This is a genomic window from Sphingobacterium olei, assembly GCF_005048855.1.
In the GTDB taxonomy this organism is placed as follows: Bacteria; Bacteroidota; Bacteroidia; order Sphingobacteriales; family Sphingobacteriaceae; genus Sphingobacterium; species Sphingobacterium olei.
In genome coordinates this window covers 419,276-431,133 of sequence record NZ_SUME01000004.1, presented here as the reverse complement: position 1 = coordinate 431,133, position 11,858 = coordinate 419,276, and the positions used below count along the sequence as shown (strand labels likewise).

Genomic DNA, 11,858 nt, shown 5'->3' with positions numbered 1-11,858 from the left:
TGATAGTTGTAAAACTACTGTTCACTATAAGTTTGATGATAATTCTTAATCTGCACCCCGTCCGTAAGAGATGGAAACACCTCTTTTGTAACGACAAAAGTATTGTAAATTTCTACAGGTACTTTCATAATTTCATGCATCATTGGCAAAATCTTTGATTCGTATGCTTTTACTTCGTCAAAGGTATTGAACGGTCCGATAAATATAAGTTGATTCTCCCCGTTTACCATTTTCAGCTGATGATTGATTGCTAACTGGGCATAGCGCGTTCGATTAAACTGCCCTATTCCGTACCTGCTCGGTGCCATGTTTAATTTTGCATCCATCACATTAACGGTAAAATAATAGGTAGCTGTATCTGGGAAAAGCTTTTTATCTCTATAGTCATTTGGACCAAGATCAATATTTACCTGCCCCACCGGTCTATTGATTTGGCCGATCGATAAGTTGGTATTAACCTGCGTGCTTGCATTTATTTTACCATCTGTCGTAACACCCGATAGACCTGCTAGCGTTCTTTCCTCCTTAATTTCGTCCACTACTTCAACTTCCTGATTCAATTCTTCTACAGCAACTTTTTCTTCCGCTTTTACCAACTCCTCTTTTTTGGGCTCTTCTTTTATCGCTATTTCGACTTTTGCAATTATTTCTTCTTTCTTTTCTTCTTTTACAGCCACGCTTTCAGTATTAGCAACCTGTTCGATTGCAGGTTCTACTTTAGCAATTTTTATTTCTTCCTTGGGTTTAGGTTTCTCTTGCACAATTGCCGTACCAGTTCTATAATCTCCGTCAATACCTAGACTGGGCCACGCCGTCATGTGCGGTTCGTCTATAAACGCTATTCTACTTTTGTCTATATCCTGTAGGGCATTTACACGATTGGTAAAGTAATTCGGATACTGCGCTATAAAGGCTAAGTTCTCCTTTGCTAAAGGCACCACCAAACTATCTGTAGGATACTTTGCAACGATATCATTCAACGCTTCCGTAAAATCTTCTACCCGCCCAACTCTACCTACAGCTAAAGCACGTAGATATTCCACCTGAGCCACTAACCCCGTGTTTTCAAAGCGTTCTTTTAAGTCTTTGTCTGCCTCGGTAATAACAGTCATATGATCGCCATTGGCGTACAGCGTGAACAGCTTTTCGAATACACGATCCAAAATATTTTTATCCCTTTTTATTTTATCCATGTAAGATGGATCACGTGCGACCTGCGCATGTAAACTTTTAGGGTATAATGCAATCAAACGGTTTTTGTAATCCAATGACTTGGCTTGGTCTAAACCATCATACATACGGTATAGGGAATAGTATATTTCCGCACCAGCTTCCGTATTTGGATATCTTCTCAAAAACTCCTCATACACTTTAATGGCATCGATGTTGTCTTTGGTGTAGTCCCGGTATATGTTTCCGATAACAATTAGGTTATCGTGAACCTTTTTATGGCTTGCTTCGTACGCCTCTTTCTGTGTTGGGATTTCACTGCTGTATCTGGACTTTACAGATGACACAAAAAGTGTTTCATCCAATTCAACGTCTTCATTTTTCACAAGGTCAGTTCCCAAAGGGGTGTTTTGGGTTACTTTAACTGCTGCTGAATTATCTGCCTCGTAACGCCAATTATCTTTCAGTTGTCTATTACCCCAGCGTCGTCTAAAGGACGACTGCCCCAAAACCAATTCATCCTGATTATTAAAATAAAATGTTTTGTCAGAATTTGCAGCTAATGAATTAGTAGGTGCGCCAAACGTCATCTGTGCTGCGTTTACATTCTGTGTAGTATTTTTTCGATTTTTAGATTTGGATTCTGCTAGTTTTGTTTTTTCTATTTCCAGTTTCTTTGCCTTTAACGCGACATTAGCATATTCTTCCAACACATTTTCTAGGTCTGTTTCACTCAGCGCGGCTAACTGTAATAAGGTATCTTGCCATGCAATTTCGGAATACAGTCTGGTGATTTCGGACATATAGCCCAATTTCCGACGCACCTTATTTACATCCGTATAATCTGCAGGCAATACCGTTGCTACGGAATCGTAGTATAATTGGGCTAAATGATATTTACTCCCTTCAAAGTAATGGTCCCCCAATTTCAAATAGGTCTCGGTAGTTTGGTAATTATTTCTTTTCGGTTCGCTCAACGATCTATTATATGACGCAAGCGCTTCATCTATTTTGCCGTCTGCATAGTATATGTCTCCTATTTGAAATAAAATCTGATCCTGGTATCCGTCATTTTTACCTTCACGAAGCATTCTTTTCAATGGCTTTACGCGATCTTCGACCGATGAATATCTATTTCCTTTCAAAAAAGCTGTTTGTAGGGAAGCTTCAAACGCCATGTCATAGGGCACATTGCTTTTTGAAATCCGCTGAAAGTATTGAAGAGCATGCTCTGCTTGACCATTGTCACGGTATAACTGTGCGAGCAAAAACATCCACCTCCTCTTGTTACTCAGATCACTATTCGATTCTAAGGCATACTCCAAATAGGGAATCGCTTCCAGCTCTTTTCCATTACGTATGAGGTAATTTGCCTTCGCAGCATTGATAAAGGTGCGCACATCCTTTTCTTCACTCAAGGTTGCAAACGCAGAATCTACCATTAACTTCGCTTGTTCTTCTTTACCTATTTGAAGCAAGGCTCGGGATTTCCACGCATATGCCAAAGATACGAAATCCGCCTGTTCACCAGAATTACGGATGAGATGATTAAAAAACTCCAAAGCCGTGTAGTAAGACCCTTTGTAATAATTGGCCTTCCCAATAATAAAATATGCATGGTTGACGTATCTGCTGTCCTGCTTCGTGTTTACAACTTTATAAGCCTTTTGAATCAGGGAATCCATCATCATATGGGAGTCGCCTTGAGCAGTGGGTTCGTCGAAAACGGTCTGACGGATTTGATAGTTATGTGTCTTGATATTTGCTATTGCGTCACGTTCTTTGTCCAACATCAGATTCGCATTGTACAGAATGTTATATTTTGAGGTAACGTTCTGCATGAAACTAAACTGAGCTGTGGTATCATTTCCGGCATCTACTTTTTGAAAAGCAGTGTTGCTTCTTTTAACACCCTTACATCCTGCCACAAAAGCAGTGACACTCATCGCAAGGAACAACAGAAAACATATCTTTTTCAACCGATAAATCTTTTTCAGATTAAGCATTCTCTAATTTCAAAACTTAAGTAACTTCCGACACACAACTATCCATATAAATGCAAACTTAGATAAACTTGAGGTGCAATGCAAGAAAGACAAGCTTATAGACTAAAAATAGTAATAATTGTAAGGTGATGACATGTTAAAAAAAACTAAATTTTATTATCATTGACTACCCATACTTTTTATACATTTACGCTCTGTAATGAAAAATAATAAAACATCAGCTGGTCTTTTTTTTATTTTTATCACCGTAGTAATTGATACGATTGGTTTGGGTATAATCATCCCTGTGATGCCCAAGCTTATTCAGGAACTTATCCACGGCGATATTAGCGAAGCATCACAGTACGGAGGCTGGCTTGTTTTTGCGTATGCATTTACCCAATTTTTTTTTGCTTCGGTTCTCGGTAGCCTAAGCGATCGTTTCGGAAGACGACCAGTATTACTGATTTCCCTTTTCGGTTTTTGTATTAATTATCTTTTGATGGGTTTTGCTCCTTCTATGTTCTGGCTTTTTATGGGACGCTTAATTGCAGGCGTAACCGGAGCGAGTCATACAGTTGCTGCAGCCTACATAGCAGATATCAGCACGCCACAAAATAAGGCACAAAATTTCGGGTTGTTGGGGGCGGCATTCGGTGTGGGTTTTATTATAGGGCCGGTGTTAGGGGGATTGCTAGGTCATTACGGCGCACGCGTGCCTTTTTTCGCGGCTGCTTTATTAAGCTTTCTTAATTTCATTTACGGTTATTTTATCGTTCCCGAATCGCTAAAACCTGAATTAAGAAGATCTTTCAATTGGCGATTAGCAAATCCTATTGGAACCTTTGTCCATATCAATAAATACCCCATCATCCTGCCATTGATCATATGCATTTTCCTAATCAACATGGCTGCTCATTCGGTACAGAGCACGTGGTCGTACTATACAATGGAAAAGTTCCATTGGAACGAACGAATGGTCGGTATATCTCTTGGGTTTATTGGCATCTTATTGATGATTGTTCAGGCGGGTTTAATTCGGCTCATATTACCTAGAATTGGACTCCAATGGGCTATCGTTTTAGGGATCTTATTGTATACGATATCTCTTCCACTGTATGGACTCTCTACGGACAGCTGGATGCTTTTTGCCATCAGTATTCCTTATGTGTTAGCCGGAATTGCTGCACCATCTCTTCAAAGTTATGTTTCTAACCTGGTACCGCAGAATGAACAAGGGCAAATCCAAGGAGGCATAACTTGTGTTATCAGTCTAACGGCTATCATTGGCCCCTTGATGATGACAAGTTTATTTTCACATTTTTCCAGTAAAGGAACTCCAATTTATTTCCCTGGAGCTCCATTTTTTGTGGCAGGTTTATTAGCCTTAATCGCTTTGATTATCGCCATTCGTTATTTTAAACGAATCAATAAGAGTTAATCCTTCTGAATCAAACAGACGGCATATGCCACTACTCCCTCTTCCCTTCCAATAAAACCCATCGTCTCGTTTGTAGTAGCCTTAATAGAAATGTCTTCTATATCCAAGCCCGTCGACGCTGCAAGTTTCTTTTTCATTTCAGCGATATACGGTTTTATTTTGGGAGCTTCCAAACATAGCATTGCATCGATGTTTCCTATATTCCAGCCTTTATCACCTATTAATCGAACGCACTCTTCTAATAATACGAGACTGTTGATACCCTTCCATGCAGGATCCGTATTCGGAAAATGATAACCAATATCCTCCAGGTTGGCTGCGCCTAGAATAGCATCGCAAATCGCGTGAACTAACACATCCGCATCGGAGTGGCCAAATGCCCCAGAATGATGATCAAGCTGAACCCCACCTACGAAAAACGGATGACCTTCCCTCATTTGATGAACATCAAATCCAAAACCTACTTTTATTTTCATCTGTATATAATTTGTTTATTCATTACTTGTTTGCTTGCAAAGGCATTATTCACTATCGTTAGTTTTTCAAATGCCTTCATGAGATCGCTACGCTAAGTTCATGCTGCCTTCGGCGGTTTTAAAGGCGATGAAGTTATCAGATTTTTCACCAGTGTTTGTTTTAATATGTATTCATGAGCTCACTACGTTCGGTTTGAAAAATCATGATGATTTCATTTATTTATTTTTTTTAATGGTTGATGAGAGCTCGAAGTAAATAAGGATTGCCTTGTGTCTCCATATTATCTTCGATGAGCTCGCAAGCTCGGTTATTTACATCTCCGTTTCATGAAGGCGAAATTAAGACTTATTTGTCACAGTAGAAAAAACTCGTTCAAGGCCATTAAAAAGGATATTCTTAAATTTTAACATTTTTTAAGGCTTTTTGAAAGGTAAATTGCTAAGATAAAGTCTCTTTATAATAGTTGATATTAAATTATTTCTTAATTTTGGCTTTACGCAATGTAATATTGATCATTTTTTATGCATTATATCAAAATCGCTATAACCTCATTATTACTAGTGGCTTCTACGTCATTAGTGATAACATCTTGTAAAAGTAGTAGAAGCAATGTTTCTGACAAAACTGGTGTGCGATACAATGACCCTTATAATGGCGGTTTACAAATCAATCGCAAAGTCAAAGAATCCCCTGGGCCTGGATTAATAGGTATAGAAGGAGGTACATTCGTCATGGGGGGTAGTTTAAATGAAGATCTGGGCTATTCTCATGATAATCTGAGAAGACGGGTAACGGTAGCTTCATTTTATATCGATGAAACGGAGGTTTCAAATGCCGATTGGCTCGAATATTTGCATTGGATTGCTCAAAATTACCCTGAAGACGGAAAGTTGTATTATGATGCTCTACCCGATTCGTTGGTATGGAGAAACCCTTTATCATACAATGAACCGTATGTTAATTTTTATTTGCGCCACCCTTCTTTTCAGGATTATCCTGTAGTAGGCGTAACTTGGGATCAAGCTAACGCATATTGCATGTGGAGAACAGATCGCGTAAATGAACACATACTTCGTCAAAGCGGTGCCTTGGTAGATTATAAAACGTTAAGTGAACAACAAAATCGAGAAGGTCAGGGCTTTAATACCGACATTTATTTGAATGGGCAGATACAAGGAGATGGTATAGACGGTAAGAATATGCCTAGAGACACTAAAATCGGTGCCGCAAAAGATGCCAAACGCATTGTACGCATGGAAGACGGGATTCTTAAACAACCCTATCGACTGCCTACGGAAGCAGAATGGGAATATGCAGCTTTGGGTTTGATTGGCAATACCGTAGAAGGAAATATTGAGAATAGTAAAACTTACCCGTGGAATGGCTTGGGTGTACGCTCAGGTAACCGCAGAAATCAGGGCCGTATGATGGCTAACTTTAAAATTACCAGCGGTAATAATATGGGAGTTGCGGGAAATTTAAATGACGGTGGCGACATAACGGTTTCTGTTAAAAGCTATGCCCCTAACGATTTCGGATTATATAATATGGCAGGCAATGTAAATGAATGGGTAAGCGATGTATATCGCCAACTTTCCTACGAAGATTTCGAAGATTTTAATCCTTTCCGTGGCCACGTATTCATGGATAATGAATATGAAAACGCAGAAACCCGGACATTGGCGAAGGATAAGTATGGGCGTCCAATTAAAGTCCCTTCAAAAGCAGCGAGAAAACAAACTTGGGAAGAATTGCAGGCGGCTAAAGCCGGAGATCCATCAACTGCCACCTACGACTACGATGTAAGAGGATTCAAAGATGAGGAACTCAAGGAATTGTATGGTAAGACTACCTTGGTTAACGACAAATCACGCGTTTACAAGGGTGGATCTTGGAACGATAGAGCGTATTGGTTAAACCCTGCAACACGTCGTTTTATGCAGCAGGATGAATCCAATGCCATGACTGGTTTCCGTTGTGCAATGACAATGGTAGGTAATGTATATGGCCCTTCTTCAGGTAAAAGAGGCTCGGCTACGCCATAAAATTAAGACACATTATAAAATACAGAAAAGGCTTTGGCATTATAATATGTCAAAGCCTTTTTTTTCTGAAAGTGTCTATTTCTCAAAGGCCATCAAGAACTTTCATGCCTGTTGGTGATTCATTGAATCATGAAAGTTTTGTTATATATAGTTAGCATTTGTATTTTGTTTTTTATTAAAGGAAGGATTTTCTTAATCAATTTTTATGCGCCTCTGTCGCCGGCGCAGGGGCGACTTCTTTTTTTATAAAAAGAAGGAAAAAATCATCGCTGTACCCATTTGCCAGAATGGCTAATGCGTCCTCCTGCATTTGGCAAATGGCTAAGGCGATATTTGTCCAATTTGTAAGGCTGGTGCTTTTTCTCGATATTATTTTATACTTCAGCTGGATTAAAAAGACGACCTAGGTCGATGTAGCGTTAAGAAAGCTTGTAGATTTGCGTTAGAACAGATTCACAAAGCGAAGCGGCTTGGAGCTGTTTAGTAAATCCAAAAGCTTTTAGCGTAACATTGACCAAGTCTAGGGTTTTGCTTCTTTTGGCCAAGCAAAAGAAGGAGAGCCGCCCGCCGATGAGGGCAAAAAGATAAAATATAGATATTATTGGCTACCAATAAAATTGGAAATCAGCGAATAATAACCTGACTAATTTAATCCTTCTTTATTTAACAAAAGAAGCTCTTTTCAAATAAAGGCATAAAAAAAGTCCGCTTACCGCGGACTTTTCAATATCTAATAAAATTTTAAACTAAGCTTGGGGAGCATCAGCAGACGGTGCTTGATCTTGCCTAGGCTTGTCTTCACGTGGAGGACGAGGTAATAGCGCCTTGCGGGAAAGCTTCATCTTACCCTGCTTATCGATATCCAATAACTTAACCGTTACCGTATCACCTTCTTTTAACACACCATCCATGGTTTCAAGACGTTTCCAGTCAATTTCAGAGATGTGTAATAAACCATCTTTACCCGGCATGATCTCAACGAATGCACCGAAGTTCATGATCGATTTCACTTTACCTTCATAGATTTCGCCAACTTCAGGTCTAGCTACGATATTTTTGATACGCGTAGTGGCAGCATCGATGGCAGCTTTATTATCTGCAAAGATCTGTACAATACCTTTATTATCCACTTCTTCAATAGAAATGGTAGCACCGGTTTCACGTTGCATTTCCTGTATAATTTTACCACCGGGTCCGATAACTGCACCGATAAATTCTTTATCGATTGTCAATTGGATAATACGAGGAGCATGTGGTTTATAATCCTCACGTGGAGCAGCAATCGTATTCTTCATTTCGCCTAAGATATGAAGACGTGCTTCTTTCGCCTGGTCTAATGCCTGCGTAAGCACTTCCCATTTCAAACCATTTATTTTCAAGTCCATCTGACAGGCTACGATACCATTTTCTGTACCGGTAACTTTAAAGTCCATATCGCCCAAGTGATCTTCATCACCTAAGATATCAGATAAAATAGCATATTTTCCAGTTTTTTCATCCGTGATTAAACCCATTGCAATACCCGAGACAGGAGCTTTTAATTTCACACCCGCATCCAATAAGGCCAACGTACCGGCACATACGGTTGCCATTGATGAAGACCCGTTTGACTCTAGGATATCAGAAACGATACGAATCGTATAAGGATTTTCAGCATCGGATGGCAACACCTTTTTCAATGACCGCATCGCTAAGTTACCGTGACCAATTTCACGGCGACCAGCGCCTCTGTTAGGTCTTACCTCACCAGTCGAAAATCCTGGAAAGTTATAATGCAAAATAAATTTATTATATCCATTGATGAACGCACCGTCAATCATTTGCTCATCGTCTTTAGCACCCAACGTAACAGAAGTCAAAGATTGTGTCTCACCACGCGTGAACACAGCCGAACCGTGTGCTGCGGGTAAATAATCAACTTCAGACCAAATCGGACGAACAGTACGTACATCACGTCCATCCAATCGCTTTCCTTCATCCAACACTAAATTGCGAACCGCATCGTATTGTACATCGTGAAAATATTTCTTTAATAGGAACTTTGTTTCGTCGTCTACTTCTTCGCCAAAAGCAGTTTTAAATTCTTCAAAAATTTCAGCGAATTTATCCGAACGATCGTGTTTTGCAGAAGCAGAGGCTGCAATTGCATACACTTTATCATACGTAGAAGCATATACAGCCTCACGCAGTTCTGGATTTGAAGGTTCATGGTTGAATTCACGTTTTACCGTCGAGCCTACCAGATTTGCCAATTCAATCTGTGCTGCTACTTGTTTTTTGATCGCATCATGCGCAAAAGCGATTGCCTCTACCATTTCAGCTTCTGAAATTTCGTTCGCCTCACCTTCTACCATCACGATATCCTGGGCGGAACCCGCAACGATAAATTCCAAAGAAGCATTTGCTAATGCTGAAAGACGAGGATTAATCACTAATTGACCATCGATTTTCGCTACGCGTACTTCTGAAATAGGGCCGTTGAAAGGAATATCAGACACTGCTAAAGCCGCTGAAGCTGCCAAACCTGCTAATGCATCGGGCATAATATCTTTGTCCGCAGAAATAAGTGAAATCATCACCTGTGTATCTGCATGGTATGTTTCAGGGAATAATGGACGTAAAGCTCTATCGACCAAACGAGAGATTAATACCTCATAATCGGACAATCTTGCCTCACGACGTAAAAACCCTCCTGGTATACGGCCGGTAGCCGCATATTTTTCTTGGTAATCGACGGATAATGGCAAAAAATCCACACCTTCTTTCGCTTCTCTTGAAGAAACTACTGTTGCCAAAAGCATGGTATCACCTTGTTTTAAGACTACTGAACCATCCGCTTGTTTCGCTAATTTACCAGTAGACAATTCGATAGGCGCTAAATCTCCGCCTAAATCAATTGTAACTTTTTTTTCGTTATAACTCATTGTTTTCTTGTTGTGATGCATTTTGCGTCAATTGTGGAATGCATCTAATTGTATTTTACTTTTTTAGTTGCACAAAGGTAATTAAAATTTACAAAAAACCTTCATGATGCTCACGATAGTACCAACGATTATGAAACCCCAATTCAAAAAAAAAGCCACCTACAAATGTAAGTGGCTTTCGCATTTTTTCTAAAAGCTTATTTGATGATATCACGTAAACCTAAGCCCTTGATAATAGCACGGTAACGGTTGATATCTTTTTTGTACAGGTAAGCTAATAATGAACGACGTTTACCTACTAACATTTGTAGCGAACGTTGTGTGTTAAAGTCTTTTCTGTTTTTTTTCAAATGCTCAGTTAAGTGAGCAATTCTTTTAGTAAATAAAGCTACTTGTCCTTCTGCAGAACCTGTGTTTGCTGCTGCACCTGCAAATTCTTCGAAGATACCAGCTTTGTACTCTTTACTTAAATACATTTCTTGAATAATATTAAAGCGTTAAAAATTTAATGAATTGGATGCAAAGATAGAAATTAGATTTGGAAAAATCACACTTTAACGTAGATTTTTTTCCTATCCAGCCAATAACATATAACCCACATCAGCGCAAGAAAACAAAGCGAATACACAAAAGATCCTATTTCAGGCGGACCTGGAATCTCCGCACATACATTTCTGTAAAACCAGGTAAGGGCGGTTGTGTATTTCGGTTCACCATTTTCCCCTATTCCATCTGCAACACGAAACAAACCGAGAAAACGCGGCAACAAACCACTTAACACAAATATAAACAACGGATTTTTACCAAATACATCAAAAAACTGCGTTAGTTTATTTTTTACACCCTGTACCTCAATATACCAAATCATCCCTCCAATTGTCATTATACCTAGTCCGGTAGTATATAATACATACGAACTCGTCCATATTTTTTTATTTATCGGAAAACCCAATGACCATATCCATCCAGATACAAGAAGGATAAATCCCGTTACTAAGAGTCCGGACAGCAATTTAAAATGAGGTTCTTTACTCGTTGGGACTTTCGTCCACAACCAATTTACCTGTCCTTGATTTTTGATATACACACCTGCTAAATAGCCAAAAACAACTTGCACAATCGCAGGCAACGTACTCGCTAAACCTTCCGGATCAAACGGCACCCCCTCGCCTTTGTACATATGTGCAACCCCTAAGATTTGTTTATCAATATCCGTTCCGAACCAGCCTTCCAGAGAATACGGATCCGCTCCGCCCAAGAAAGCGCAAAAAGCCCAATAACCCAACAGAATTGCCGCCGAGATATAAATTAACATGCGGGGTCTAAAATAGTAAGCCAAGATAGAAGCAAAGAAATAGGCAACAGCTATTCGTTGCAATACGCCAAAAATCCGTATACCTTTAGTAGGATCTATACTATTAATCCATTCTTTGAAATGCAACTCATTGCCAACCCAGGTCACAAATGGCCACCAATTGAGGAATAGCCCAATTGCAAAAATAAGTACTGTTCTTTTGATTACTTTCTTCCAGAATACAGCAGCCCCTGCTTCCTGCAATCTAGGGATCACAAAAGACATCGCGTTTCCCACCGCAAATAGAAAAAATGGAAACACCAAATCGGTTGGCGAACAGCCATGCCATGGGGCATGCGTTAACGGCTTAAACATATGCCCCCATGTTCCCGGGTTATTTACCAAGATCATCAAAGCCACAGTGGCACCCCTAAATACATCCAAAGAATAATAGCGTTGCTTCATATGTAATTTGCTTCCGATTTAGACAACTTAATATTTTTTATTGATTAATAATGTACA

The 11,858-nt window shown here is 39.6% G+C and carries 7 protein-coding genes; 2 read left to right on the top strand and 5 right to left on the bottom strand.

The annotated features are described in order from the left end of the window. Positions 1-14: 14 nt before the first annotated feature. The gene (porW, locus tag FAZ15_RS11770) at positions 15-3,149 is read right to left on the bottom strand and encodes a type IX secretion system periplasmic lipoprotein PorW/SprE (RefSeq protein ID WP_238387231.1); all 3,135 of its coding nucleotides are present in this window, start codon (positions 3,147-3,149) and stop codon (positions 15-17) included. A 226-nt stretch (positions 3,150-3,375) separates the two neighbouring features. Between porW and FAZ15_RS11765 the strand changes: the two genes are divergently transcribed. Then, a complete protein-coding gene (locus FAZ15_RS11765) occupies positions 3,376-4,596 on the top strand; it encodes a TCR/Tet family MFS transporter (RefSeq protein WP_136901506.1) in 1,221 nt (406 codons plus the stop codon). On the opposite strand, the gene ispF is transcribed toward FAZ15_RS11765, so the two are convergent. Further along, positions 4,593-5,072, bottom strand: a complete 480-nt coding sequence (ispF, locus tag FAZ15_RS11760; RefSeq protein WP_136901505.1) for a 2-C-methyl-D-erythritol 2,4-cyclodiphosphate synthase — start codon at positions 5,070-5,072, stop codon at positions 4,593-4,595. The two genes, FAZ15_RS11765 and ispF, sit on opposite strands and share 4 nt — an antisense overlap. 522 nt (positions 5,073-5,594) lie before the next feature. On the opposite strand from ispF, the gene FAZ15_RS11755 reads away from it, so the two are divergent. Further along, positions 5,595-7,118 carry an SUMF1/EgtB/PvdO family nonheme iron enzyme gene (locus tag FAZ15_RS11755; protein ID WP_136901504.1) on the top strand — a complete coding sequence of 508 codons (1,524 nt, stop codon included), beginning with the start codon at positions 5,595-5,597 and terminating at the stop codon, positions 7,116-7,118. A gap of 746 nt (positions 7,119-7,864) precedes the next feature. Here FAZ15_RS11755 and pnp read toward each other — a convergent pair. From pnp to FAZ15_RS11740, 3 genes are all read right to left on the bottom strand, one after another. Continuing rightward, the gene (pnp, locus tag FAZ15_RS11750) at positions 7,865-10,042 is read right to left on the bottom strand and encodes a polyribonucleotide nucleotidyltransferase (RefSeq protein WP_136901503.1); all 2,178 of its coding nucleotides are present in this window, start codon (positions 10,040-10,042) and stop codon (positions 7,865-7,867) included. Positions 10,043-10,239: 197 nt separating this feature from the next. Next, positions 10,240-10,518 carry a 30S ribosomal protein S15 gene (gene rpsO, locus FAZ15_RS11745; protein ID WP_136901502.1) on the bottom strand — a complete coding sequence of 93 codons (279 nt, stop codon included), beginning with the start codon at positions 10,516-10,518 and terminating at the stop codon, positions 10,240-10,242. Between the two features lie 71 nt (positions 10,519-10,589). After that, positions 10,590-11,801 carry an acyltransferase family protein gene (locus FAZ15_RS11740; protein ID WP_136901501.1) on the bottom strand — a complete coding sequence of 404 codons (1,212 nt, stop codon included), beginning with the start codon at positions 11,799-11,801 and terminating at the stop codon, positions 10,590-10,592. Positions 11,802-11,858 lie beyond the last annotated feature (57 nt).

Coding starts and splice junctions, on each gene's coding strand:
- rpsO (WP_136901502.1), bottom strand. CDS start 10,518: ATGTATTTAAGTAAAGAGTACAAAGCTGGTATCTTCGAAGAATTTGCA.
- FAZ15_RS11755 (WP_136901504.1), top strand. CDS start 5,595: ATGCATTATATCAAAATCGCTATAACCTCATTATTACTAGTGGCTTCT.
- FAZ15_RS11765 (WP_136901506.1), top strand. CDS start 3,376: ATGAAAAATAATAAAACATCAGCTGGTCTTTTTTTTATTTTTATCACC.
- ispF (WP_136901505.1), bottom strand. CDS start 5,072: ATGAAAATAAAAGTAGGTTTTGGATTTGATGTTCATCAAATGAGGGAA.
- pnp (WP_136901503.1), bottom strand. CDS start 10,042: ATGAGTTATAACGAAAAAAAAGTTACAATTGATTTAGGCGGAGATTTA.
- FAZ15_RS11740 (WP_136901501.1), bottom strand. CDS start 11,801: ATGAAGCAACGCTATTATTCTTTGGATGTATTTAGGGGTGCCACTGTG.